Source organism: Phycicoccus sp., from assembly GCF_035325325.1.
GTDB lineage: Bacteria > Actinomycetota > Actinomycetes > Actinomycetales > Dermatophilaceae > Phycicoccus.
The window spans coordinates 213,950-237,717 of the sequence record NZ_DAOLAC010000001.1; the positions used below are offsets into that span (position 1 = coordinate 213,950).

A 23,768-nucleotide genomic window follows, 5' to 3' on the forward strand; every position below is an offset into this window, starting at 1 on the left:
CAGGTCAGAGCTTGGTGAGCCGCGTGTACGGGCTGGTGACCCGCGCCCGTTGCGCGCCGAAGTCGACGAGCACCGCGGCCGACTCGAGGACGATGACCCGGCCCATCCCGAACCGGTCGTGGGTGACCCGGTCGCCGACCTCGAACACCTCCACCGGGACCGCCTCCGCCGCCCGGAAGGGGCTGCGTGCGGAGTAGCTGGTCGGGGCCGCGGGGCGTCGTGACGTCACAGTGCAGTGTGACCCCTTCCGGCCGGCGACACGCCGGTGGGGTCGGATCCGGTTCGTCCGGCCCCTGTCGGGAGGGGATGGCTCAGGCGTGCGGGAAGGAGGACTTGGCGGGGGCCTCGAGCTCCTCGCGGTGGTTCCGGATGAGGTCGAGGTTGCGGTCGCGCAGGTGGTCGAACCCCTGCCCGACGTTCGAGCCGGGGGTCAGCGACGCCAGGGCCTCGGCCGGGTCGAGGCGTGCGGAGACCCACCCCTCGTGGGAGGCGGCCTTGGCGACGATGTGCCCGATCGGGGTGACGACGTGGCTGTTGCCGAAGTAGTGCACCCCGGCGGCGTCGGTGCCGGTGGCGTTGGCGCCGACGACGAACACGTGGTTGTCGTAGGCGCGCGCCCGGGAGGTGAGCTCCCAGAGGTCGGCGCTGCGCAGCAGGGCGGACGGGCGGCAGATGACCTCGGCGCCCTGCACGGCCTGGATGCGGGAGAGCTCGGGGTAGTCGCCGTCGAAGCAGACGATCATCCCGATCCGGCCGAGCTCGGTGTCGACGACGGTGACGGTGTCGCCGGGGGTCACCCAGCCACCGCCGGAGACCGCCTCGGAGCAGAACGGGTGGGTCTTGCGGTAGACGCCGACGACCTCGCCACGCGGGTCGACGAGCACCGACGCGTTGTAGACGACGTCCGGGGTCGCGCCGCGCTCGTAGGTGCCGAAGACGAGGTGGATGCCCAGCTCCGCGGCGAGGTCGGCGAGGCGCCGGGTCACCGGGCCGGGGACCTCCGAGACCAGCTCCCACAGCTCCTCGGTCGGGCAGCCGGGGGTGAAGCCGGTCGTGCACGACTCGGGGAGGACGACGAGCTCGGCGCCGGTGGCCTCGACGCAGCGCCGCGTCCAGTCGATGCAGCGGTCGATGTTGGCGGTGACCGAGTCGGCGGTCAGCGCTCCGGTGACCGGGGCGACCTGCACGGCGGCGACGGTGAACGCACGCATCAGCGACGCCTCCCGATCCGGGCGCCGAGCGCGACGCCGGCGAGGGCGATGGCGGCCCCGGCGAGGCCGGCGAGCACGAGGTCACGGGTCGAGGTGCCGCCGGCCGGAGCGCTCGCGGCGCGGCCGACGAAGGTCTCGCCGACCGCGGGGGCACCGGCAGGGGCACCGGCCGGGGCGCCGGCGGGGGTGGCCGCCGGGGCGACGGCCGCGGTGGGTGCCGCGCCGCCGCCGGCGATGTCGGCGTCGAGGGCGCTGAAGAACTGGCCGGCCATCTTCTTCGTCACGCCGGCGAGCATCCGCTGGCCCACCCCGCCGATGGTGCCGCCGACCGTGGCGTCGGCGTCGTACGCGAGGTCGGTGCCGCCGCCCGCCGACGGGGCGAGGGTGACGCGGACGTCGGCGTCGATCGTGCCGGGGGCGCCGGACCCGTTGGCACGCAACGTGAGGGCCGAGGGCTTGGCCATGTCGGTGAGGGCCACCTCGCCGGTGTAGGTGCCCTTGATGGCCGCGACGCCGGCGGTGACGGTCATCGCGTACCGGTCCTCGCCGACCGTGCGCAGCGCCTCGCAGCCGGGGATGCAGCGGGCGAGGACGGCGGGGTCGAGGATGGCGGCCCAGACGCGGTCGACGGGCGCCTCGAGGGTCGAGGTTCCGGAGATCTTCATGACGTGCCTTCCTGCGCGGGGTCGGGGGAGTGGGTGCGCCGCAGGGCCCAGAGCTCCGGGGGGCTGATCGGCATCGAGCGGATGGGGAAGCCCTCGGCGTCCTCGATGGCCGAGGCGATGACGGCGCTGACCGGGATGGTGCCCGCCTCGCCGGCGCCCTTGAGGCCGAGCGGGTTGAGCGGCGAGGGCGTCTCGAGGTGGTCGGTCTCGACGTGCGGCACCTCGGAGGCGTAGGGGATGAGGAAGTCCATGAACGAGGCGTTGAGCAGCTGCCCGCCCTCGTCGTAGACCATCCGCTCGTAGAGGGCGCCGCCGACGCCCTGGGCGACGCCGCCGTGCACCTGACCCTCGACGATCATCGGGTTGACCATGACGCCGCAGTCGTGGACGACGCAGTAGCGCAGGATGCGGATCTCGGCGGTCACCGGGTCGGTCTCGACGACCGCGGCGTGCATCCCGTTGGCGAAGGTCGCCTGGGTGGGGGAGTAGAAGTCCTGGCCCTCCAGGCCGGGCTCGTCGTCGTCGGCGACGGGCGGCTTGTCGGGGTCGAAGGTGCCGGCGAACTGGGTGGCCGCCTGGGCCGAGGTGTCGAAGGCGTAGCGCAACGGGTTCGACAGCACGGCGACCGTCTTGAGGTCGATGGAGCTGCCGGGGGCACCCTTGACCGAGATGACGCCGTCGGCGATCTCGAGGTCGTCGGCCGAGACCTCGAGGGCGTCGGCGGCGATCCGCAGTGCCTTCTCGCGCACGACCCGGGCGGCCAGCGCGACCGCGTTGCCCGACATGACCGCACCGCGCGAGGCGAAGGTGCCGACCGCGTACGCCATCCGGCGGGTGTCGCCGGTCGTGACGTGGACGTCCTCGAGCCGCACCCCGAGCTCGTCCGCGACGATCTGGGCCAGCACCGTCTGGTGTCCCTGACCCTGGGTGGTCAGGCCGGTGGCGACGTTGACCCGGCCGTTCGTCTCGACCTGCACGTGCCCACCCTCGTAGGGCCCGACGCCGGTGCCCTCGACGTAGCAGCCGATGCCGAGGCCGACCCGGCGGCCCTCGGCCGCGGCCTGCTCGCGGTAGGCGGCGAAGTCGTCCCAGCCGACGAGCTCCTTGAGCTTGGCCAGGGACGCCGGGAAGTCGCCGGAGTCGTACTTGAGCGGACGGCCGTCCTGGAACATCAGGCCGTGGTCGTAGGGCATCTCGTCGGGCTGGATGAAGTTGCGGCTGCGCACCTCGGTGCGGTCGAGGCCGAGGTGGGCGGCGATGGCGTCCATGGTGCGCTCCATCGCGTAGCACCCCTGCGGGCGGCCGGCCCCCCGGTAGGGCGTCACGAGAACGGTGTTGGTGTACATGGACCAGAACTCGACCCGGTAGGCGCCCGGCTTGTAGGGCCCGAGCAGCTGGGTGGCGGTGATGATCGGGACGATGATGCCGTACGGGGTGTAGGCGCCGTTGTCGTGCCAGAAGCGGACGTCGAGGGCGAGCAGCCGGCCGTCGTCGTCGAAGCCGACCTCGACCTCCTGGAGCTGCCCGCGCTCGTGCGCGCTGGAGACGAAGTGCTCGCGGCGGTCCTCGGTCCACTTGACGTCGCGGCCGAGCCGGCGCGCCGCCCACGGCACGAGGACCTCCTCGGGCCACGGGTGGACGATCTTCACGCCGAAGCCGCCGCCGACGTCGGGGGTGACGACCTCGACCTTGGCCAGCGGCATCCCGAGCTTGGCCGCGACGGCGGCCCGCACCCCCGTGCTGGTCTGCGTCGAGGAGTGGAGGCGCAGCGACTCGTCGTCGGCGTCCCACCGGGCGTAGACGCCCTTGCCCTCCATCGGCATGCAGGCGCTGCGCTCGATCTCGAGCTCGAGGGTGAGCCGGTTCGGGGCCGCGGCCATCGCGGTGTCGACGTCGCCGACCTCCTGGCGCAGGTTGGCCGAGACGTTGCCGGGGACGTCGTCGTGCACGAGACGGGCTGCGGCGCGGGCGTTCTCGAGTCCGACGACCGGAGACAGCGTCTCGTAGGAGACCCGGATGCGGCCACAGGCGTCCTCGGCGACGTACCGGTCGCGGGCGACGACCATGACGACCGCCTCGCCGACGTGGTTGACCTCGTCCTTCGCGAGGCAGTACCCGGTACGCGGGTGGGTCATCGCCGGGTGCGGGATGAGGACGGGCAGCGGTTCGCCGACCCGGCCCTCGAGGTCCTCCCAGGTGTAGACCGCCTCGACGCCGTCGAGCTCCCAGGCGTCGGCGATGTCGATGTCGGTGATCCGGGCGTGGGCGTGCGGGCTGCGGACGAAGGCCGCCTGGAGCGCGCCGCGTCCGAGGTCGTCGACGTAGCGGCCGTTGCCGGTGAGCAGGCGGGGGTCCTCGCGGCGCTGGACCTTCTCGCCGACCTGGCGGGTGCTCATCGGCCCTCCTCCGCGCGCTCGGCGACGATCTCGGAGGCGCGGACGACGGCCTTGACGATGTTCTGGTACCCGGTGCAGCGGCAGAGGTTGCCGGAGATCGCCTCGCGCGCCTCCTCGGGCGTGGGGTGCGGGTTCTCGACGAGGAAGGCGCTGATCGTCGTGATGAACCCCGGTGTGCAGAAGCCGCACTGGAGGGCGTGCGACTCGGCGAAGGCCTGTTGCACCGGGCTGAGGTTCGCCGGGTCGGAGCCGATGCCCTCGACCGTCGTGATCTCGTGGGCCTGCGCGGTGACCGCGAGGACGAGGCAGGCCCGGGCCGGCTCGCCGTCGAGGAGCACGGTGCACGCCCCGCAGACGCCGTGCTCGCAGCCGACGTGCGTGCCGGTGAGCCCGAGGTCGTGGCGCAGGGCGTCCGAGAGCAGCCGGCGGGCCGGGACCCGCGCGCTCCGGCGGACCCCGTTGACCCGCAGGGTGATCTCCAACAGCTGCTCGGCCGCGGCCTCGCTCATGCCGCTCCTTCCGTCGTGTCGTGCGCCAGGGTGGTCAGGGCCCGCCGGGTGAGCTCGGCGGCGAGCATCCGCCGGTACTCGGCGGGGGCGTGGATGTCGGACTCGGGGTCGACGTGGGCGAGCACGAGCTCGGCGACGGCGTCGAGGGGGAGGTCGTGGAGGGAACGCCCGGCGAGGGCCGGGCCGAGGTCGAGGACGTCGGGGACGGGCGTGACGGACACGAACGAGGCCCGGGCCGAGGTGATCTCGTCGCCGTCGGCGTCGACGGCGAGGGCGACGCCGGCGAGGGCGTAGTCGCCGGAGCGGCGGGCCGACTCGGCGAAGCCCGTGCGGGTCGTGGCGGTGAACCGGCCGAAGCGCACGGCGACGACGAGCTCGTCGGGGGCGAGGGTGGTCTCCAGCGGGCCGACGAAGAAGTCGGCGGCGGCGACCTCCCGTGCTCCGCCCGGGCCGACGGCCTCCACGACCGCGTCGGTGAGGGCGGCGACGGCCGGCATCTCGCCGGAGGGGTCGGCGTGGGCGATGGACCCCACGGTCGTGCCCCGGGTGCGGATCGCCGGGTGGGCGACGTGGTGCAGGGCGAGGCGGAGCAGGGGGAGCGCGGCGGCCGCCCCGGCGTGCCGCTCGAGCCCGGCGTGCCGCACCATCGCCCCGACCCGGACGTGCCGGTCGGCGACCTCGACCGTGTCGAGCCCCGCCACGCCGGCGATGTCGACGAGGTGCCCGGGCGAGGCGAGCCGCATCGACAGCAGCGGGATGAGGCTCTGCCCGCCGGCGAGGACCTTGCCGTCGTGCCCGACCTCGGCGAGGGCGGCCACCGCCTCCTCGACGGAGCGTGGGGCGTGGTGGACGAAGGGGGCGGGCTTCACCTGTTCGATCCTGCCTCTCGGGACGGGCCCACGGTAGGGGCGGGCCGTGCGTCGGTCGGGAAAATGCGTGCGCCCCGCCCGGGGTCGCGGCCGGGCGGGGCGCACGCGGTGGCTCAGGGGCGGGCGTCGCGCCCCGGCTCGCGCGCACCGCGCTCGCCCGGGTAGCCCTCCTGGTAGAGGTCGTCGACACCGTCGCTGTCGCCGTAGACGTGGTCGCCGACCGAGACCATCGTCCCCTCGGTGCCGGCGCGCAGCTCGCCGGGGGCGATGGCACGGGCGAGGTGCCAGCCGGCGATCGTCACGATGGTGCCGAGCGCGATGCCACCGAGCGAGAAGTTGTCGGTGATCTTCAGCTCGACGTTGCCGATGCCGATGATGATGCCGGCGGCGACCGGGACGAGGTTGATCGGGTTGCCGAAGTCGACCCCGTTCTCCCTCCAGATCTTCGCGCCGAGCAGGCCGATCATGCCGTAGAGGACCACGGTGATGCCGCCGAGGACGCCGCCCGGCACGGAGGCCACGAGGGCGCCGAACTTCGGCGAGAGCCCGAAGAGGATGGCGACGACGGCGGCGACCCAGTAGGCGGCCGTGGAGTAGACGCGGGTGGCCGCCATGACGCCGATGTTCTCGGCGTAGGTGGTCGTGGGGGAGCCGCCGACCGAGGTGGCGATGACGGTGCCGATGCCGTCGGCGGCGATGGCGCGGCCCATGACCGGGTCGAGGTTGTGGCCGGTCATCTCGGCGACCGCCTTGACGTGGCCGGTGTTCTCGGCGATGAGGGCGATGACGGCGGGCAGGACGAGGAGGATCGCGGCCACCGAGAAGCTCGGGGCGTGGATGCCGACGATCTCCTTGCCGTCGGCGCCGGTCGTCGTCGACGGCGGCAGGCCGAACCACGCCGCGTTGCCGATGCCGGAGGTGTCCCAGCGCAGGTGGGTCGTGGCCTCCGTGGCGCCGCCGAGGACCGAGGTGATCTTGCCGACGGTCTCGTCGAGGCCCCAGGAGAGGAGGGTGCCGAAGATCAGCGCGAGGAAGACGGCGATGCGGCCGATGAAGCCCTTGAACGCGACGGCGACGACGATCGTGAAGAGCATCGTGAGGATGGCGACCCACTGGTCCTGGGGCCAGTAGATGCCGGCGACGACCGGGGCGAGGTTGAACCCGATGAGCATGACGACCGCACCGGTGACGACCGGGGGCAGCACCTCGTGGAGGACGCGCGAGCCGAGGAAGTGGATGGCGACGCCGACGGCGGCGAGGACGAGGCCCGCGACGAGGATGGCGCCGGTGACCTCGGCGGAGTCGCCGCCCTGGGCGCGGATCGCCGCGACCCCACCGACGAACGAGGCGGAGGTGCCGAGGTAGCTCGGGACCTTGCCGGAGACGATGAGGAGGAACGCGATCGTCGCGATGCCGCTCATCATGATGGCCAGCTGGGCGTTGAGGCCCATGACCAGCGGGAAGACGAACGTCGCGCCGAACATCGCGACGACGTGCTGGGCGCCGAGCCCGACCGTGCGACCCCACGAGAGGCGTTCGTCGGGGGCGACGACCTCACCGGGAGCGAGCGACGCGCCGTCGCCCTTGAGCTTCCATCCGAGACCGAGGGACATGCGGGTGACCTCTTTCGCCGGGGCTGCGTCGGTGACGCCGCTCACAGGTGTTGTGATACCGGGAACCTAGTGACCGTGTCCATCGACACCCCCGGCAATGGTTGACAGCCGGATCCCGGGTCCGTTGGCAAGGTCGCGCCGCGGGATCCGCAGCCGACGTCAGGCCGGAGCGGGGGCGAGGACGGTACGACCGGTGCCGTCGAGGAGCTCGACGACGGTGCCGCCGGGGGCGTCGTCCGCGGCGAGGTCGAGGACGGTGGCCGCGACGTGCTCCGGAGGGACGAGGGCGGGCCGGCCGGACCGCTCCGTGACGGTGAGGGCGTCCCACTCCTCGAGGGCCCGTGGCAGCCCGACCCAGCCGGGGACGACGCAGGTGACGCGGACCCCGCCGGTGGCCGGCCCGCCGAGGGAGGTCGTGAGGCGGATGAGCCCCGCCTTGGCGGCCCCGTACGGCGGGCTTCCGTACGGGGCGCGCCCGAGTGCTCCGCTCGAGGCGACGTTGACCACCGCACCGCCGTGGCGGCGCAGGCCGGGCAGGCAGCGCTGGAGGAGGAGCATCGGGGCCCGCAGGTTGAGCGCGAGCACGGCTGACCACTCGTCGGGGTCGGCCTCGGGGTACTGCGCCGGGGCGTCGCCCCAGCCGCCGGCGTTGTTGACGAGCAGCGCAGCGCCGCCCTCGGCGTCGGCCTCGGCGGCCAGCCGTTCGAGGTCGTCGTCGAGCAGCACATCGCAGGCGACGCCGCGGGCCCGGCCGCCGGTCGTGCGCAGGCCGGCGGCCACGCGCTCGGCGGCCTCGCCGTCCCGGTCGGCGACGAGCACCCTGCACCCGCGCGCGGCGGCGGCCCGGGCGACCACCTCGCCGAGCCCTGCTCCCGCACCGGTGACGACGGCGAGGCATCCGGTGAGGTCCATGGCTCGACGCTAGGGGCCGCGACCGACATCCCGGCCCGTGCGACCGGCCCGAGAGGGTGAGGATGGCGGGGTGCACCACGTCGAGCTGCTCCTCGACCCGGCCGCCGACGCGGGCGTGCGGGCGGAGTGGGCGCGCCTCGCCGGGGCCGGGCTGCCGAGCCGGGCCGACCACCGCGGGGCCTCCAACCGGCCGCACGTGACCCTGACGACGAGCGAGGGATGGCCGGGGGCCGACGCGCTCGCCGACCCGGTCTCGGCGCTGCCGGTGGCCGGGTGGCTCGGCGCCCCGGTCGTCCTCGGTCGCGGCCCGTTCGTGCTGGCCCGGCTCGTCGTCGTCACCCGAGAGCTGCTCGCGCTGCAGGCGGGCGTCGCGGCGGCGGTCGGGCCGCTGTCGTCCGCGCTCGTGGAGCCCGGGCGCTGGGTGCCGCACGTGACGCTGGGCGGGCGGCTCACGGGGGAGCAGGTGGCCGAGGCGTTGGCGGTGCTGGGTCCGGAGCCGGGGGAGGTGTCGTTCGTCGGCGCCCGGCACTGGGACTCCGTCGGGCGCCTCGACGAACCGCTCGTGCCGGCCCACGGTGGCCGGGGCCCCCGTAGCGTCGGGGGATGACCACGCAGCGCTTCACCTTCGCGTTCGACCCCCGCTACCGCATCGCCGGCCTGCCCTTCGGGGTGCTGCCCGCGACGGCCTGGGTGGAGGTGGGCGACGGCGTGCTGCGGTCGCGCTTCGGGTGGTGGCGGCTGGAGACCTCGCTGGACAACGTGGCCCACGTGGAGCAGACCGGCGGCTACGCCTTCGTCAAGACCGCCGGTCCGCCGCACCTGTCCTTCACCGACCGGGGCGTCACCTTCGCGACCAACGGCGAGCGCGGGGTGTGCGTCGCGTTCCACGACCCCGTCCCGGCCATCGACCCGACCGGCCGCATCCGGCATCCGGGAGCGACCTTCACCGTGGCCGACCCGGACGCCTTCGCCGCCGCCCTGGGCATCGGCTGACGCCCTCCGACCGGCCGACCCCCGGCTAGTGCGGCGTCAGGGAACCGGTGAGGCGGTCGTGGCGCTCGGCGCTGGAGTCGTTGAGACCGACGATCTCGACGGTCTTGCCCTTGCGCTCGTACTTCGTCGTGATGGCGTCCAGCGAGGCGACGGTGGAGGCGTCCCAGATGTGGGAGTGGGTCAGGTCGATGACCACCCGCTCGGGGTCACCGGCGTAGTCGAACTGGGTGTACAGGTCGTTGCTGGAGGCGAAGAAGAGCTCACCGGTGACGGTGTAGCGGGCGGTGACCGAGCCGTCGGTGGCCTCGACGAGCTCGCGGTGGGTGCGCGTGAAGTGGGCGACCCGGCGGGCGAACATGACCATCGCGACGACGACGCCGACGGCGACGCCGATGGCGAGGTTGTGCGTGGCGACCACCACGACGACGGTCGCGACCATGACGAGCGTCTCGGACCTCGGCATCCGGCGCAGGGTGGCCGGCCGGATGCTGTGCCAGTCGAAGGTGCCCACGGAGACCATGACCATGACGGCGACGAGCGCGGCCATCGGGATGACCGCGACGACGTCGCCGAGCCCGACGACGAGCACGAGGAGGAAGACGCCGGCGAGGAAGGTCGAGATGCGGGTCCGCGCCCCGGAGGCCTTCACGTTGATCATCGTCTGGCCGATCATGGCGCAGCCGCCCATCCCGCCGAACAGGCCGGTGATGACGTTGGAGGCGCCCTGTCCCCAGGCCTCGCGGGTCTTGTGGGAGTGCGTGTCGGTGATGTCGTCGACCAGCTTCGCGGTGAGCAGCGACTCGAGGAGGCCGACCAGCGCCATGGCCAGGGCGTAGGGGCCGATGACGAGGAGGGTGTCGGTGGTCAGGGGCACGTGCGGGACGACGAGCGACGGCAGGCTGTGGGGCAGGGCGCCCTCGTCACCGACGGTCGGCACGTCCAGCGCGGCCAGGACGGCGAACCCGGTGAGCGCGACGATCGCGACCAGGGGCGCCGGGACGACCCGGGTGACCCGCGGGAGGGCGACGATGACGGCGATGCCGACGGCCACCATCGGGTAGACGGCCAGGGGGACGTCGACGAGGTGCGGCACCTGGGCGAGGAAGATGAGGATGGCCAGGGCGTTGACGAAGCCGACCATCACCGAGCGGGGGATGAACCGCATGAGGCGGGCCACGCCGGCCAGGCCGAGGACGACCTGCAGCAGGCCGCCCAGGATCACGGTGGCGATGAGGTAGTCCATCCCGTGCTCACGGACCACCGGCGCGATGACCAGGGCGATGGCCCCGGTCGCGGCGGAGACCATCGCCGGGCGTCCGCCGAGGACCGCGATGGACACGGCCATGGTGAACGAGGCGAACAGGCCGACGCGGGGGTCGACCCCCGCGATGATCGAGAACGAGATGGCCTCGGGGATGAGGGCGAGGGCGACGACGAGCCCGGCCAGGACCTCGGTGCGCAGCATCCGCGGGGACCGCAGGGCGGTCCGGACGGTCGGCTCCGGGGTCGGCGTGGGCTCGTCGGACACGGCAGTGCTCACGGGTCTCCGTTCGGACGTGCTCGTCCCGGGGCGGCGCTCGACGACGGCGGCCACCGGGGGCACGGGTGAGAGGGTGGGGGTGCGCGCTGGGCGCGGCCGGCGTCCTCGCCGGCGACGTCGTCGCCCACCGTACCCTTACGTTGCGTGAGGTTTGAAATCCGGACGTCCACCACGAGAGAGCGCCTGTGAGCCACGACCCGGCGGAACCGCCCGAGCCCGGGGCGGGCCGCGCCATGCACATCGGCGAGGTCGCCGCGCGGACCGAGCTGTCGCTGCGCAGCCTGCGCCACTGGGACGAGGTCGGCCTGCTCCGGCCCTCCGGCAGGAGTGACGGCGGGTTCCGCCTGTACACCGAGGGGGACGTCGAGAGGATCCTGCTGGTCCGCCGGATGAAGCCGCTGGGCTTCACCCTCGACCAGATGCGCGTCGCCCTGCGCGACATCGAGCTGCTCCTCGACGAGGGGCCGTCCACCGAGCACGGACAGGAGGCGCGGGAGCGCCTCGACGGCGTCCTCCACGAGGCGGCTCGGCGCCGGGAGGGGCTCGAGCGCCAGCTCGCCATGGCCGACGAGTTCATCGACCTCCTGAGCCGTCGGCTCTCCTGAGCCCCGGTCGAGGCTCCTCGGGGCGCCCGGGGCGGTCAGAAGGGCGGCGGGCCGGTCGCCCTCGCTCGCCGGGAGCGGTGGTGCGGGCGGGTGTCGTAGGTCATCGCGACCGGCGGGCGGATGACGTGGACGCGGCAGGCGGGCGACGCGGCGGTCCGGTGCTCGAGCTGGTGCTCGAGGACCGAGTGGGGGCCGTCGGGCAGGACGAGCACCGGCCGGCCGCGGGGTGGCGGGTCGGCGTCGGTCCCGGTGTCGGGCAGCACGGCGAGGCGGAGCCGGTCGGGGGGATGCGTCGTGCGGACGCGGCCGGTGGGGTCGGTCCAGGTCGTCGAGGCGTCGGGATGGAGGACGGCTCGCCAGCCGGGGCGCTGCTTGGTGCGGTGGTGCCGGCGGCAGAGGCAGACGAGGTTCGTCGCGCTGGTGGGGCCGGCGGGGAAGGGGACGACGTGGTCGAGGTCGCAGAACCGGGCGGCGACGTGGCAGCCGGGGAAGCGGCAGTGCTGGTCGCGCTGCCGGACGAACGCGACGAGGCGGGCTCCGGGTCGGTAGGCGGTGGTGGTCAGGGCGCCGTCCGGGTCGACGGGGGCGCCGCTGGCCGGGTCGCACCGGAGGAGCTCCGGACCCTCGCAGAGGCGCGCGGTCCGCTCGACGGCCCGCTCCAGCCAGCCCCGCTCGACGAGGACCGGGTCGCCCGGACGCAAGCCGGCGACCTCGACGAGGTCGGTGGGGGCACCCGCGGCGGGGGACGGGGGCCCGGCCGGCGCGGCGGCCGCCGACGAGCCGACCGGGGTGGCGACGACGACGCGGACCTCGATGCTCGCCTGCTGCGTCACGAGGTCGGTGAGCGCCTTGGCACGGGCCCGGTCGATGCGGTCGCACACCTCGTCGGCGACGTACTGCTGTGCGAGGGCGTCGATGGCGGCCCACGCCGCGCAGGCCTCCTCGGACGGGAAGGTGCCGTGCCAGGTGTCGACCCCGGGCTCGTCGACCCAGCGTTGCAGCGAGGACTCGAAGCGGGCGCGGACGGCCCGCTGCCGCAGCAGGTCCGGGGAGATGCGGGCGAGGACCCGGCGGACCCGTCGTCGCAGCGATGTCGCGGTGTCGTGCTCGAGGTGGTCGTCGATCGTGGTGACCACGGTGGCCGCGACCTCGGGGGGCACCCCCTCCAGCTCGAAGGCCACGACCCCGGCCCGGACGGCGTCGAGGCGGCCCGCGGCCATCGCCGTGTGGAGTCCGCCGAGGCCGGTCCGGGTGTCCGCGCCCTCCGGCCCGTCGGCGGCGCGCCGGACGGCGTCACGGACCCGACGCTCCGCGTGCGCCGCGGAGAGGCACAGCACGCCGGAGACGACCGGGGGCGCGTCGAGGGAGACGTGACCGGGCACCCGGCGCGTCTCGACGAGCGTGCCGTCCTCGGCGAGCTCGGTCTCGAGGGCGGCGAGCGACGCGATGGCGGTGTCCTGCACCGCGGTCGCGAGGTTGACGAGGGCCTGGAGCTCACCGACGAGGGCGGCGTGGTCCTCGACGGAGCCGGCGAGCAGAGCGTCGGGGGCGGCCCCGCCGAGGAACGATCGCGCCGCGCGCGTGGCCGCCACCAGGTGCTGCGTCGTGGCCATCGGCTCCCCCTCCCCTCGATGCCGCCATCCTACCGGACACCCGTTCGAAGAGCAAGCACATCCGTCGCCCAATCGCGTTGCGGTGGAAGGAGATCGGAACAATTATCGCAGCGAGTCAGAGACCCTTCATCCGGTGCACCCGGAGGGCCAGGGCGAGGGTCAGCCGCAGCTGCGGGTCGGTCGTGAACGGGCCGAGCATCCGCTCCAGCTTGGCGATCCGGTAGCGCAGCGTGTTGTAGTGGAAGAACAGCCGGCGGGCGGTCTCGGCGACGTTGAGGTTGGTGTCGATGAGCACCGACAGCGTGTTGCGCAGGTCGGCGTTCTCGGGCACGTCGTCGGTGGCCAGCTCGCGCAGGCTCTCGGTGACGAAGCGACGCAGGTCGGCGGACTCGGGGACGAGGGCGAGCAGGCGGTAGATGCCGAGCCGGTCGAAGTGTGCGACACCGGAGTCGCCGTTGACCTGCCGGCCGACGTGCACGGCGGTCAGCGCCTCCTCGTACGCCCGCGGCAGGTCGGCGGGACTCGTGACGAGCCGCGAGACGCCGGTCGAGAAGGTGCGCCGGCCGCCGCCGCCGTCCCCGCGGACCACGCGCACCAGCTCGCCGACCGGCCGCAGCACGGCCTCGGCATCGGCCTCCGCGTCGACCGGCAGCAGGACGACGACCTCCTGACTGAAGCCGGCGACCGCCACCGAGGTGTCGCGCGAGCGGACGGCCTGCGTCCACGCGCGGACGAAGCGGTCCTGGAGCCCGCGCACCTCCTCGGCGCTGCGGGTCGACTCGGCGTCGTTCTCGTCGGTCTCGGCGGCCACGACGACGAGCGGCCGGTCGATGTCCCAGCCGAGGGACGCGGCGTGCGACGCCGTGTCGGCGGGGTCGCCGGCGCGCCCGGCCAGCGCGTCGCGGAGGAACTCGGCGCGGTACTTGCCCTCGACCGCCGCGACGGCCTGCTCCTTGGTGATGGCCAGGGCCGCGACGGTCGCCGCGCGCTCGAGCATGTGCACGTCGGTGGGGCTGAGTGGCGGCCCGGGGGAGAAGGCGCCGAGCATCCCGAGGTCGGAGGACCCGGCGACGATGCGGACGAACGCGCGTGCGGGGTCCGCGCTCCCCGACGGGTTGCGCGAGCCGACCGGCTCGTCCTCGACGAGGAGCCGGCCGGTGCGGTCGAAGCACGGCAGGTCGGTGACGGAGTCGGTGCCCTCGAGCGAACCGGCGCTCGCGAGCAGCCGACCGTCGGTGGTCGTCACCGTGGCCGCGCCGCCGAAGAAGCCGGCGACCGCGGCCGCCACCTCGGGCAGCCCGCCGCCGTCGAGCACGACCCGGACGAGCACGCGGTGCACCTCGTCCTCGCGCGCGAGCAGCGCCTGCTGGTGCTCGACGAGGGCGGCCAGGGCGGCGTGGTCGCGTGACGCGCCCGGCGCATCGGCCGGCGCGCCGGCTGGCAAGGTCTGTGCGCGATCGGCGCCATCGTTGGCAACTCTGACCATCCGGACACTGTAACGGCGTCACTAGCGTCTCCGTATGCCCTCGCCGGACCGCACCCGCCCGACCGGGCCACGCGTGCTCCCGGGGGCGGTCTCGCCGCTCACCGCCGACCTCGTCCACGGCCGGCCGCGACGCTGCGCGGTGCTCGCCGGCTCGCGGGTCGGCGCGTACCTCGGCGCACCCGGCCGGGTGCTCCCGGTGCTGGGCCACGGAGCCGTCGCGCTCCCCGGCGCACTGCGGGTGGCCGGCCCGCTCGACCTCTCCGACCTGCGACCCGGCGACCCGGTGACCGTCGGCGACGGCGAGGTCGTCCTGCCGGGCGTCGTCGTCCGGGGTGCCCGCACCTGGCGCCCGGCCCGGGTCGGTGCGGCCCCGGCGCCGCGGGGTCACCGCTCGGCCGGCGTCCACCGGGCGCTCGTCGCGGCCACCGCCGCCTCCCCCTCCTGGCTGGCCGACGGCGTCCGCGCCGCGCTCACCACCCCCGACCCCGGTCCCGCGGTGCGCTCTCTCGTCGGCCGCGGGCCGGGCCTCACCCCGAGCGGCGACGACGCCCTCGCCGGGGCGCTCCTGCTCCGGCGGGCCCTCGCCGCGGACGAGGCCACCCTGGCCACCCCCCTCGCGAGAGCCGTCCGCGCCCGGCTGCACGCCACGACCTCCGTCTCCGCCGCGCTGCTCGAGGCCGCGCTCGACGGCTGGGCGGCCCCCGAGGCGGTCGCCCTCGTCGCGGCCGTCGCGGCGGACGACGCGGACGCCCTCACGACCGCCCTGCCCGCGGCGCTCGCCGTCGGGCACACCTCGGGCCGCGACCTCGTCACCGGCGTCGTCGCCGCCCTCGCCGTCCTGCACCCTTCCGGAAGGATCGCCGCATGACCGTCCACGTCGAGCTCCGTCGCGGGGCGTACCACGACTCGGTGAGCCTCATGCAGGTGTCGCGGGCCGTCGCCGGGTCTCCGGGGGTGCAGGCGGCCCAGGTCGCGATGGCCACCGAGCTCAACGTCGACGTGCTGCGCCAGATGGGCTTCGACGTGCCCGAGGGCGCGGGCCCCAACGACCTCGTCGTCGCCCTGCGCGTCGACGACGAGGACGCCGTGGCCGCCGGGCTGGCCGCTGTCGAGGACGCCCTCCGCGCGCTCACTGCGTCCTCGTCCGACACCGGCAGCGCCGACGAGGTACCGCCGGCCACCCTCGGCTCGGCGGTGCGCCGCAGCGGGGCGAACCTGGCCCTCGTCTCGGTGCCGGGTGCGCACGCCGTGACCGAGACCTACGACGCCATTGCCGCCGGCGCCTCGGTGATGCTGTTCTCCGACAACGTGTCCGTCGAGGACGAGGTCGCCCTCAAGGACGCCGCGGCGGCCGCCGACGTGCTCGTCATGGGCCCCGACTGCGGCACGGCGCTGGTCGGAGGCGTCGCTCTCGGGTTCGCCAACGTCGTCCGTCCCGGGCCGGTCGGCATCGTCGCCGCCTCGGGCACCGGTGCACAGCAGGCGATGTGCCTCCTCGACGCCGCGGGCGTCGGCGTCAGCCACTGCCTCGGCGTCGGGGGCCGCGACCTCAAGGCCGCCGTCGGCGGACGCGCCACCCGGCAGGCCCTGCGCGCCCTCGCGGAGGACGCCTCGACCGAGTGGGTGCTCGTCGTCTCCAAGCCACCGGACGACGGGGTGCTCGACTCGATCCGGGCCGAGGCCGCCGACCTCGGCCTGCGCGTGCACTGGGCGACCCTCGGAGCCGGCCGCCCGGACCTCACCGCCGCGACCGAGGCCGCCCTGCAGGCCGAGGGCGTCGCCGTGCCCGACTGGCCTGCGACACAGGCCGACCCGGAGGACGCGACCCTCACCACCGGCCCGTCGCTGCGTGGTCTCTTCTGCGGTGGGACGCTCGCCGAGGAGGCGCTCCTCGTCGCCACCGACGCGCTCGGCCCGATCGCCTCCAACCTCGGCCACGAGCCCGCCCTCGGCGCGACGACGACCGACCCCGGCCACGTCGTCGTCGACTTCGGCGCCGACGAGCTGACCCGCGGCCGCGCGCACCCGATGATCGACCCGACCCTGCGGATGGAACGCATCGCCGCCGAGGCCGCGGACCCGACCTGCGGCGTCCTGCTCCTCGACCTCGTCCTCGGGCACGGCGCCCATCCCGACCCCGCGGGCGAGCTCGCCGACGCCGTGCGCCACGCCCGCGACACCGCGCACGCCGACGGCCGGGCGCTACCGGTCGTCGTCTCCCTCACCGGGACCGACGCCGACCCGCAGGGCCGGGCCCGGTGCGCCGACGTGCTCGCCGCGGCCGGCGCGTCCGTCTTCCTGTCCAACGCGGCGGCCGCCCGGCACGCCGTCGCCCTGCTCGGAGGAACCCGATGACCGCTCCGCTCCGCGGCCTGCTCGGCGCCGACCCGGTCGTCGCCACCTCGGGCGTCGCCCTCTTCGCCGACGCGCTGCGCGACCAGGCCGTCGCCGTCACCGACGCCGGCTGGCACCCGCCGCTGCCCGGCACCGAGGCCGCCCTGGCCCGGGTGATGGCCGACCCACGTCGTGAGGAGGCCAACGCCACCGCCCTCGCCCGGATGACCGCCGCCGAGGCGACCCTCGTCGACGTGGCACCGGCGTCCGAGTCGCTCGGACTCGAGCGCGGCACCTTCCTCCACGCCGGCCCGCCCCTGGAGTGGGAGCGCGCGTCCGGCCCGATGCGCGGCGCCCTCATCGGCGCGGTCCTCCTCGAGGGCCTGGCCGACTCACCGGAGGAGGCCGAGCAGCGCCTTGCCGCAGCAGAGTTCGAGCTCGAACCCTGCCACCACCGTGGCGCCGTCGGCCCGATGGCCGGTGTCGTCAGCCCGTCGATGTGGATGTACGTCCTGCGCGACGAGGTGCACGACAACACCTCGTGGTGCTCCCTGAACGAGGGCCTCGGCAAGGTGCTGCGCTACGGCGCGTACGGCGCCGAGGTGATCGAGCGCCTCCGCTGGATGGGCGACGTCCTGGGTCCGATCCTCCGGCAGGCCGTCCGCAGCACCGGCCCGGTCGACGTCCGCGCGATCATCGCCCAGATGCTCCAGATGGGCGACGAGGGGCACAACCGCAACCGGGCCGGGTCGCTCATGCTGTTGCGCGAGCTGCTGCCCGGGATGATCACGGCCGACGCGTCGAGCACCGACGTCGCGGAGGCGGTGCGCTTCTCCGGCGCCAACGAGCACTTCTTCCTCAACCTCGGGATGCCCGCCTGCAAGCTGGCCACCCGGGCCGCGGAGGGCATCCCGGGCTCGACCGTCGTCACGACGATGGCCCGCAACGGCACGGACTTCGGCATCCGCGTCTCCGGCACCGGCGACGGGTGGTTCACCGGCCCGGCCAACACCCCGCAGGGCCTCTTCCTCGGCGACTACGGACCGGAGGACGCGAACCCCGACATCGGCGACTCGGCGATCACCGAGACCGGTGGCATCGGCGGGTTCGCGATGGCCGCCGCCCCGGCCATCGTCCGGTTCGTCGGCGGCGACGTGCCGTTCGCGCTCGCCGCGACCCGGCGGATGTACGAGGTGACCGTCGACGAGCACCCCGTCTACCAGGTGCCGATCCTCGGGTTCCGCGGGACGCCGGTCGGTATCGACGTGACCAAGGTCGTCCGCACCGGCGAGCTGCCCCAGATCAACACCGGGATGGCCGGGCGGGTCGCCGGCACCGGGCAGGTCGGCGCCGGGCTGGTCACCCCTCCGGAGGAGTGCTTCGTGGCGGCGGTGGCGGCCCTCGCCGACGCCGTGCCGCGCTGAGCGACCCGACCGCGTCGCGCAGGCCGGCGCCGGAGCGCCAGTCCTCCGGCACCCGGGCCAGTCGGACGAGGATCTCGAGCGGGCCGGTGCCCCAGGTGCGGTCGAGCAGCCAGCAGGCGCCGACGACGACCACGGCCGTGAGCGCGAGGACGAGCCACGAGTCGTCGCGCTCGCCGGGCCGGAACACCGCCACGAGGGCGAGCAGGAGGACCTGCACGGTGTAGGCGGTGAGGGCCAGCCGGCCGACCGCGAGCACCGGCGCGAGGACGGCATTCGGCCGCGACCGCCCGGCGAACAGGTCGACGACCGCGCACGACGCGACGACGACCGCCGCCGCGAGGAAGGTCGCCGCCACCACCTCCGCCGTCGTCCCCGAGTACGCGGCCGCCCCGTCCGGGCTCGCCACGCCGAGCGCGTGCACGACGGTCGCGGCCGCGAGCAGCACCGCGGAGACCGGGGCCGCCGTCCGCCATCTGGCGAGGTGGGGCAGGACGAGGGCGAGCACCAGGCCCCCCAGGGCCATCGGCAGGAACGAGACGAGGCGGTAGCTCGGGCCGGCCGCGAGCCAGAGCACGAGGTCGCGGACGACCGTCCCCGACCCCGGCCCCAGGGCGTCGCGGGCCCGTTCGGTGACGAGCGGCCCGACGACCGCCAGCCCGGCCGCGACGCCCACCACGAGCAGCGGGAGCCGGCGCAGCGCGAGGGCCAGCGGACCGAGGACCACGACGAGCACCCCGAGGTAGGGCAGGACGACGTCGACCTGGTCGTAGGTCGCCTGGAGCAGCACCCCGAGCGCCACGAGGAGCAGCCCGCGCAGCAGCGAGTCGAGGAGGAAGCGGCCGGCCTCCACACCGGGCCGGGCGAGCGCGAGACCCGTCCCGGCCCCGATGACGAGGGCGAAGAGCGGTGCCGTGAGGTACTCGCTGACGTCGAGCACGCCACCGACCGGGGCGAGGTGGGCGACGAGCATCGAGAGGACGGCGAGCCCGCGGGCGAGGTCGAGCCCGGCGAGCCGGGGACCGGTGGCGCCCGGGGCGACGCGCTCCGGCACGCGGACGCGGCCCCGGGTGCGGTGGCGCCCGGAGCGGCGGGCGACGACTCCCGCGCTCACCCGCTCGTCGCGTCGAGGTGCTGGAGGAGGTCGTGCGCGGCGAGCTCGACGTCCTTGTGGCGCCACTCCGAGGCGCGGTAGACGCAGGCGATGAGGGCGCTGCGGTGCACGCGGCGGAAGTCGCCGGCGACGAACGCGTAGCGGGCCTTGGTCTCGTCGCCCGGGCCCTCGGTGAGCCCGAGGTGCCAGGCCCCGTACTCCTCCCACGAGTGCTTCTCGAGGTAGGCGTTCTCGGCGGCGGCGTCCGGCTGGACCTCGCCCCAGTCGCTGTCGAGCACGTACTGCCGGGCGTCGATGAGGGCCCGCACGTGGGCCACCCCCGCCTCGTTCACCGCATACCTCGCCACACGCACCACGCTAGTCACTCCAGCGCCACGACGCGACGCGGCGGTCGATCCGGTCCGGCGGCTCGTGGACCGGTGGCGGCGCGCGGGCCGGGGCGGGTGCGAGGATGAGCCCGTGACCGCCACGACGCTCGACGGCAAGGCCATCCTCGCGACGATCAAGGACGAGCTGCGCGCCCGCGTGGCCGCGCTCGCCGAACGGGGGGTCGTGCCGGGGCTCGGCACCGTCCTCGTCGGCGACGACCCCGGCAGCCAGTGGTACGTCGGGGCCAAGCACCGCGACTGCGCCGAGATCGGCATCCGCTCGATGCGCCGCGACCTGCCGGCCGGCTCCTCGCTCGAGGACGTCCTCGGCGTCGTCCACGAGCTCAACGACGACCCGGACTGCACGGGCTTCATCGTCCAGCAGCCGACCGGGCTCGACGAGAACGCCATCCTGTCCGCGGTCGACCCGGCCAAGGATGTCGACGGCCTGCACCCGATGAACCTCGGCTGGCTCGTCCTCGGGGAGCCGGCGCCGCTGCCGTGCACCCCGGTCGGATGCATCGAGCTGCTGCGCCGCTACGACGTGCCGATCGCCGGAGCCAAGGTCGTCGTCGTCGGGCGCGGCCTCACGGTCGGCCGCCCGCTCGGGCTCATCCTCACGCGGCGCTCCGAGAACGCCACGGTCACCCTCTGCCACACGGGCACCCGCGACCTCGTGGCCGAGGTGCACCAGGCGGACATCGTCATCGCCGCGGCCGGGGCGCCCGGCATCATCAGCGCCGACATGGTCAAGCCCGGCGCCGCGGTGCTCGACGTGGGCGTCTCGCGGGTCGTCGACGAGGAGACCGGCAAGGGCCGGGTCGCCGGCGACGTCGCCGACGACGTGTGGGACGTCGCGGGGTTCGTCAGCCCCAACCCCGGCGGGGTCGGGCCGATGACGCGCGCCATGCTGCTCTCGAACGTCGTCGAGGCCGCCGAGCGCGCGGCCGGGCGAGCCGCGGACGCGGCCCACGGGGCCGGCTGACGTGGCCGCGGCCGGCACGCACCCCGTCCTCGCTCGTACCTGGACGGTCGCGCCGATCGTCGGCCTCGTCGCCCTCGCCCTCACCTGGGGGCGCGACATCGGCCCGGTCCTCGTCGTCGTCGTGGCGCTGCTGCTCGCCGCGGCGGTGCTGGCGGCGGTCCACCACGCGGAGGTCGTCGCGCACCGGGTCGGGGAGCCGTTCGGCTCGCTCGTCCTCGCCGTCGCGGTCACCGTCATCGAGGTCTCGCTCATCGTCACGCTCATGCTCAGCGGCGGCGACGACGCGGCGACCCTGGCCCGCGACACCGTCTTCGCCGCCGTGATGATCACCGTCAACGGGATCATGGGGCTCTCGCTGTTCCTCGGCGCCCGGCGCTTCGGCTTCGCGAACTTCAACGCCGAGGGCACCGGTGGCGCGCTGGCCACGGTCGCCGCCCTGGCCACGACCTGCCTCGTCCTCCCGAGCGTCACGACCGGGCAGCCCGGCCCCGAGTTCACCGGCGGGCAGCTGGCCTTCGCCGCGGTGGCCTCGGTGGTCCTCTACGCGGCGTTCGTCGTCACCCAGACCGTGCGCCACCGCGACTTCTTCCTGCCGGTTTCCGACCGCGGCGACCCGCTCGACGCCGACGACCACGCGGACCCGCCGACGAACCGGGAGGCGGCGACCTCGCTCGCCCTCCTGCTGCTCTCGCTCGTGGCCGTCGTCGGGCTGGCCAAGATCGAGTCGCCGGCCATCGAGTCGGCGGTGCTGGCGGCCGGGCTGCCGGTGTCGTTCGTCGGCGTCGTCATCGCCCTGCTCGTCCTGCTGCCGGAGACGCTCGCGGCGGCCAACGCGGCGCGGCGCGGGCGCATCCAGGTCTCGCTCAACCTCGCGCTCGGCTCGTCGATGGCCTCGATCGGGCTCACCATCCCGACGCTCGCGGTGGCCTCGATCTGGGTGCCGACGCCGCTGCACCTCGGCCTCGGCGCGACCCAGATCGTGCTGCTGGCGATCACGATGGTCGTCGCGGTGCTCACCGTCGTGCCGGGGCGGGCGACGCGGCTGCAGGGGACCGTGCACCTCGTGCTGCTCGCGGCCTTCCTGTTCCTGTCGATGTCCCCGTAGCCGGCCCCCGACACGCAGAAGCCGTCGAGAGGACAGAACACGCCGTGCGACCCGGAGGTCACACGGCGTGTTCTGTCCTCTCGACGGGATGCGGGCCCGGCGAGGGGGTGAGGCTCAGACGAGGCCGAGGGCCTTGACGGCGTCGCGCTCGGACGCGAGCTCGGCGACCGACGCGTCGATCTTCCCGCGCGAGAAGTCGTCGATGTCGAGGCCCTGGACGACCTCCCAGCGACCGTCCTTCACAGTCACCGGGAAGGAGCTGATCAGCCCCTCCTCGACGCCGTAGGAGCCGTCGGAGCGCACCGACATCGACACCCAGTCGCCGTCGGGGGTGCCCTCGACCCAGGTACGGGCGTGGTCGATGGTCGCCGACGCCGCGGACGCCGCCGACGACGCACCGCGCGCCTCGATGATCGCCGCGCCGCGCTTGGCGACGGTGGGGATGAAGGTGTTCTCGAGCCAGTCCTGGTCGCCGACGGCCTCGGCGGCGTTGCGGCCACCGACCTCGGCGTGGAACAGGTCGGGGTACTGGGTGGCCGAGTGGTTGCCCCAGATCGTCATCTTCCGGACCTCGGAGACCGGCACGCCGAGCTTCGCGGCCAGCTGCGAGATGGCGCGGTTGTGGTCGAGCCGGGTCAGGGCCGAGAAGCGCTCGGTGGGGATGTCGGGGGCGTTCGACATCGCGATGAGGGCGTTGGTGTTGGCCGGGTTGCCGGTGACGGTGACGCGGATGTCGGACGCCGCGACCTCGTTGAGGGCCTTGCCCTGCGGCGCGAAGATGCCGCCGTTCGCCTCGAGCAGGTCGCCGCGCTCCATCCCGGGGCCGCGCGGGCGGGCGCCGACGAGGAGGGCGTGGTTGACGCCGTCGAAGACCTTGGTGGCGTCGTCGCCGATCTCGACACCGGCGAGGGTCGGGAAGGCGCAGTCGTCGAGCTCCATGACGACGCCCTCGAGCGCCTTGAGCGCGGGGGTGATCTCGAGGAGCCGGAGCTCGACGGGGGTGTCCGGGCCGAGCAGCGCGCCGCTCGCGATGCGGAACAGGAGGCTGTAGCCGATCTGGCCGGCGGCGCCGGTGACGGCCACCTTGACGGGCGTGGTGCTCACGGATGTACCCCTTCGGACGAGCGAGTCTCTATGTCGGTTCGACGCTATCAGCGGCGCACCGTGGCGTGGCAGGCGGCCGATGTGCTGGGCTGGTCACATGTCGTCCCCGGCGCCGGACGGGCGCACCGTGCGACCGGTGGTCGTGACCGCCGTCACGGCCGTGCTCTCACTGGCCCTCGTGCTCGCCGCCGCCCGGTGGGGATGGCTCGGGCCGGACGTCGGCCGCGGCGACGGATTCTGCGAGGCGGCCCGGCCCGGATGGGTCCGGCAGCCGGCCAACACGTGGAGCAACCTCGGCTTCGTCGTGCTCGGCCTCCTCGTCGCCGTCCACGCGACCCGTCCGCTGCGGCTCGGCCTGACGCTCGGCGCGCACCCCTCGCTCGCCACGGCGTACGCGGTGCTCGTGGTCCTCCTCGGCCCGGGCAGCATGGCGATGCACGCGACCCAGAGTGACGTCGGCGGCCACCTCGACCTGCTGAGCATGTTCCTGCTGTCCGGCTTCGCGCTCGGCTACGCGGCGATGCGGGTCACCCGCCGCGGGCCGAGCGTCCTGTGGCTCGTCTTCGCGGTGGCCGTCGCCCTCGGGATGGCGGCGCACTTCCGCGGGGGGCACGTGCCGCTGCTCGGCCACGGCGGCAACGCGGCGTTCGCGGCGGAGCTCCTCGGCGCCGTCGCGCTCGAGGCGGTCCTCGTCGTCCGCGGGCGCCGGAGCGCCGACCCTCACCAGGCCCTGCGGTTCGGCCTGGCGTCGGTCGGGGTCCTCGGGCTGGCCTTCGCCATCTGGACCACGGGGATGACCGGGCACGCGTGGTGCCGGCCCCACTCACTGCTGCAGCAGCACGCGGCGTGGCACGTCCTCGACGCCGTCGCGGCGTACCTGCTGTTCCGCTACTACGCCGGCGAGCGGCGCCCTGCCTGAGCCCGA

At 74.6% G+C, this 23,768-nt stretch carries 23 protein-coding genes; 9 read left to right on the forward strand and 14 right to left on the reverse strand.

The window, feature by feature from the left end:
* Positions 1-4: 4 nt before the first annotated feature.
* From PKA89_RS01005 to PKA89_RS01040, 8 genes are all read right to left on the reverse strand, one after another.
* Positions 5-154: a hypothetical protein gene (locus PKA89_RS01005; protein ID WP_324415679.1), complete on the reverse strand. Its 150-nt coding sequence runs from the start codon at positions 152-154 to the stop codon at positions 5-7.
* A gap of 157 nt (positions 155-311) precedes the next feature.
* Positions 312-1,211 (reverse strand): carbon-nitrogen hydrolase family protein, encoded by a 900-nt coding sequence (locus tag PKA89_RS01010; RefSeq protein ID WP_324415681.1) that lies wholly within the window; start codon positions 1,209-1,211, stop codon positions 312-314.
* Entirely contained in the window at positions 1,211-1,876 is a 666-nt protein-coding gene (locus tag PKA89_RS01015) for a carbon monoxide dehydrogenase subunit G (protein WP_324415683.1), read from the reverse strand. Before PKA89_RS01015 ends, PKA89_RS01010 begins: the two co-directional genes overlap by 1 nt.
* Positions 1,873-4,272 (reverse strand): aerobic carbon-monoxide dehydrogenase large subunit, encoded by a 2,400-nt coding sequence (cutA, locus tag PKA89_RS01020; RefSeq protein ID WP_324415685.1) that lies wholly within the window; start codon positions 4,270-4,272, stop codon positions 1,873-1,875. The genes PKA89_RS01015 and cutA overlap by 4 nt, the downstream gene beginning before the upstream one ends.
* On the reverse strand, positions 4,269-4,781 hold the full coding sequence (locus tag PKA89_RS01025; RefSeq protein ID WP_324415688.1) for a (2Fe-2S)-binding protein: 513 nt from the start codon (positions 4,779-4,781) through the stop codon (positions 4,269-4,271). The genes cutA and PKA89_RS01025 overlap by 4 nt, the downstream gene beginning before the upstream one ends.
* A complete protein-coding gene (locus tag PKA89_RS01030) occupies positions 4,778-5,650 on the reverse strand; it encodes an FAD binding domain-containing protein (RefSeq protein WP_324415690.1) in 873 nt (290 codons plus the stop codon). The genes PKA89_RS01025 and PKA89_RS01030 overlap by 4 nt, the downstream gene beginning before the upstream one ends.
* Before the next feature lie 113 nt (positions 5,651-5,763).
* Entirely contained in the window at positions 5,764-7,263 is a 1,500-nt protein-coding gene (locus tag PKA89_RS01035; protein WP_324415692.1) for a solute carrier family 23 protein, read from the reverse strand.
* 159 nt (positions 7,264-7,422) lie between these two features.
* Entirely contained in the window at positions 7,423-8,175 is a 753-nt protein-coding gene (locus PKA89_RS01040) for an SDR family oxidoreductase (RefSeq protein ID WP_324415694.1), read from the reverse strand.
* Between the two features lie 70 nt (positions 8,176-8,245).
* Between PKA89_RS01040 and PKA89_RS01045 the strand changes: the two genes are divergently transcribed.
* The gene (locus PKA89_RS01045; protein ID WP_324415696.1) at positions 8,246-8,782 is read left to right on the forward strand and encodes a 2'-5' RNA ligase family protein; all 537 of its coding nucleotides are present in this window, start codon (positions 8,246-8,248) and stop codon (positions 8,780-8,782) included.
* Positions 8,779-9,168, forward strand: a complete 390-nt coding sequence (locus PKA89_RS01050) for a hypothetical protein (RefSeq protein WP_324415698.1) — start codon at positions 8,779-8,781, stop codon at positions 9,166-9,168. Before PKA89_RS01045 ends, PKA89_RS01050 begins: the two co-directional genes overlap by 4 nt.
* 25 nt (positions 9,169-9,193) lie before the next feature.
* Here PKA89_RS01050 and PKA89_RS01055 read toward each other — a convergent pair whose 3' ends face one another.
* The gene (locus tag PKA89_RS01055) at positions 9,194-10,708 is read right to left on the reverse strand and encodes a SulP family inorganic anion transporter (RefSeq protein WP_324415700.1); all 1,515 of its coding nucleotides are present in this window, start codon (positions 10,706-10,708) and stop codon (positions 9,194-9,196) included.
* 233 nt (positions 10,709-10,941) lie between these two features.
* Here PKA89_RS01055 and PKA89_RS01060 point away from each other — a divergent pair, with 233 nt between their 5' ends.
* Positions 10,942-11,313 carry a MerR family transcriptional regulator gene (locus tag PKA89_RS01060; RefSeq protein ID WP_324415942.1) on the forward strand — a complete coding sequence of 124 codons (372 nt, stop codon included), beginning with the start codon at positions 10,942-10,944 and terminating at the stop codon, positions 11,311-11,313.
* Positions 11,314-11,348: 35 nt separating this feature from the next.
* Here PKA89_RS01060 and PKA89_RS01065 read toward each other — a convergent pair whose 3' ends face one another.
* Entirely contained in the window at positions 11,349-12,926 is a 1,578-nt protein-coding gene (locus PKA89_RS01065; RefSeq protein ID WP_324415702.1) for an HNH endonuclease signature motif containing protein, read from the reverse strand.
* Between the two features lie 115 nt (positions 12,927-13,041).
* Positions 13,042-14,370, reverse strand: a complete 1,329-nt coding sequence (locus tag PKA89_RS01070) for a helix-turn-helix domain-containing protein (RefSeq protein WP_324415704.1) — start codon at positions 14,368-14,370, stop codon at positions 13,042-13,044.
* 76 nt (positions 14,371-14,446) lie between these two features.
* Between PKA89_RS01070 and PKA89_RS01075 the strand changes: the two genes are divergently transcribed.
* From PKA89_RS01075 to PKA89_RS01085, 3 genes are read left to right on the forward strand one after another with little or no spacing between them, the layout of a single operon-like run.
* On the forward strand, positions 14,447-15,280 hold the full coding sequence (locus tag PKA89_RS01075) for a DUF2877 domain-containing protein (protein WP_324415706.1): 834 nt from the start codon (positions 14,447-14,449) through the stop codon (positions 15,278-15,280).
* The gene (locus PKA89_RS01080; RefSeq protein ID WP_324415708.1) at positions 15,277-16,767 is read left to right on the forward strand and encodes an FdrA family protein; all 1,491 of its coding nucleotides are present in this window, start codon (positions 15,277-15,279) and stop codon (positions 16,765-16,767) included. Before PKA89_RS01075 ends, PKA89_RS01080 begins: the two co-directional genes overlap by 4 nt.
* Entirely contained in the window at positions 16,764-18,170 is a 1,407-nt protein-coding gene (locus PKA89_RS01085) for a DUF1116 domain-containing protein (RefSeq protein WP_324415711.1), read from the forward strand. Before PKA89_RS01080 ends, PKA89_RS01085 begins: the two co-directional genes overlap by 4 nt.
* On the opposite strand, the gene PKA89_RS01090 is transcribed toward PKA89_RS01085, so the two are convergent.
* Positions 18,106-19,281, reverse strand: a complete 1,176-nt coding sequence (locus PKA89_RS01090; protein ID WP_324415713.1) for a DUF418 domain-containing protein — start codon at positions 19,279-19,281, stop codon at positions 18,106-18,108. The two genes, PKA89_RS01085 and PKA89_RS01090, sit on opposite strands and share 65 nt — an antisense overlap.
* Positions 19,278-19,598 (reverse strand): hypothetical protein, encoded by a 321-nt coding sequence (locus PKA89_RS01095; RefSeq protein WP_324415714.1) that lies wholly within the window; start codon positions 19,596-19,598, stop codon positions 19,278-19,280. Before PKA89_RS01095 ends, PKA89_RS01090 begins: the two co-directional genes overlap by 4 nt.
* 142 nt (positions 19,599-19,740) lie before the next feature.
* On the opposite strand from PKA89_RS01095, the gene PKA89_RS01100 reads away from it, so the two are divergent.
* Positions 19,741-20,634 (forward strand): bifunctional methylenetetrahydrofolate dehydrogenase/methenyltetrahydrofolate cyclohydrolase, encoded by an 894-nt coding sequence (locus tag PKA89_RS01100; RefSeq protein WP_324415715.1) that lies wholly within the window; start codon positions 19,741-19,743, stop codon positions 20,632-20,634.
* Between the two features lies 1 nt (position 20,635).
* Positions 20,636-21,739 (forward strand): ionic transporter y4hA, encoded by a 1,104-nt coding sequence (locus PKA89_RS01105; RefSeq protein ID WP_324415716.1) that lies wholly within the window; start codon positions 20,636-20,638, stop codon positions 21,737-21,739.
* A 114-nt stretch (positions 21,740-21,853) separates the two neighbouring features.
* Here the strand turns inward: PKA89_RS01105 and PKA89_RS01110 are convergent, their stop codons facing one another.
* Positions 21,854-22,843 (reverse strand): malate dehydrogenase, encoded by a 990-nt coding sequence (locus PKA89_RS01110; RefSeq protein ID WP_324415718.1) that lies wholly within the window; start codon positions 22,841-22,843, stop codon positions 21,854-21,856.
* A 142-nt stretch (positions 22,844-22,985) separates the two neighbouring features.
* On the opposite strand from PKA89_RS01110, the gene PKA89_RS01115 reads away from it, so the two are divergent.
* Complete coding sequence (locus PKA89_RS01115; RefSeq protein WP_324415720.1) at positions 22,986-23,762, forward strand: ceramidase domain-containing protein; 777 nt, start codon at positions 22,986-22,988, stop codon at positions 23,760-23,762.
* Positions 23,763-23,768 lie beyond the last annotated feature (6 nt).

What these genes read in the sequence shown, in the direction of transcription:
- cutA (WP_324415685.1), bottom strand. Translation starts at nt 4,272, where the DNA reads ATGAGCACCCGCCAGGTCGGCGAGAAGGTCCAGCGCCGCGAGGACCCC.
- PKA89_RS01080 (WP_324415708.1), top strand. Translation starts at nt 15,277, where the DNA reads ATGACCGTCCACGTCGAGCTCCGTCGCGGGGCGTACCACGACTCGGTG.
- PKA89_RS01065 (WP_324415702.1), bottom strand. Translation starts at nt 12,926, where the DNA reads ATGGCCACGACGCAGCACCTGGTGGCGGCCACGCGCGCGGCGCGATCG.
- PKA89_RS01010 (WP_324415681.1), bottom strand. Translation starts at nt 1,211, where the DNA reads ATGCGTGCGTTCACCGTCGCCGCCGTGCAGGTCGCCCCGGTCACCGGA.
- PKA89_RS01050 (WP_324415698.1), top strand. Translation starts at nt 8,779, where the DNA reads ATGACCACGCAGCGCTTCACCTTCGCGTTCGACCCCCGCTACCGCATC.
- PKA89_RS01015 (WP_324415683.1), bottom strand. Translation starts at nt 1,876, where the DNA reads ATGAAGATCTCCGGAACCTCGACCCTCGAGGCGCCCGTCGACCGCGTC.
- PKA89_RS01040 (WP_324415694.1), bottom strand. Translation starts at nt 8,175, where the DNA reads ATGGACCTCACCGGATGCCTCGCCGTCGTCACCGGTGCGGGAGCAGGG.
- PKA89_RS01025 (WP_324415688.1), bottom strand. Translation starts at nt 4,781, where the DNA reads ATGAGCGAGGCCGCGGCCGAGCAGCTGTTGGAGATCACCCTGCGGGTC.
- PKA89_RS01060 (WP_324415942.1), top strand. Translation starts at nt 10,942, where the DNA reads ATGCACATCGGCGAGGTCGCCGCGCGGACCGAGCTGTCGCTGCGCAGC.
- PKA89_RS01075 (WP_324415706.1), top strand. Translation starts at nt 14,447, where the DNA reads ATGCCCTCGCCGGACCGCACCCGCCCGACCGGGCCACGCGTGCTCCCG.
- PKA89_RS01035 (WP_324415692.1), bottom strand. Translation starts at nt 7,263, where the DNA reads ATGTCCCTCGGTCTCGGATGGAAGCTCAAGGGCGACGGCGCGTCGCTC.
- PKA89_RS01085 (WP_324415711.1), top strand. Translation starts at nt 16,764, where the DNA reads ATGACCGCTCCGCTCCGCGGCCTGCTCGGCGCCGACCCGGTCGTCGCC.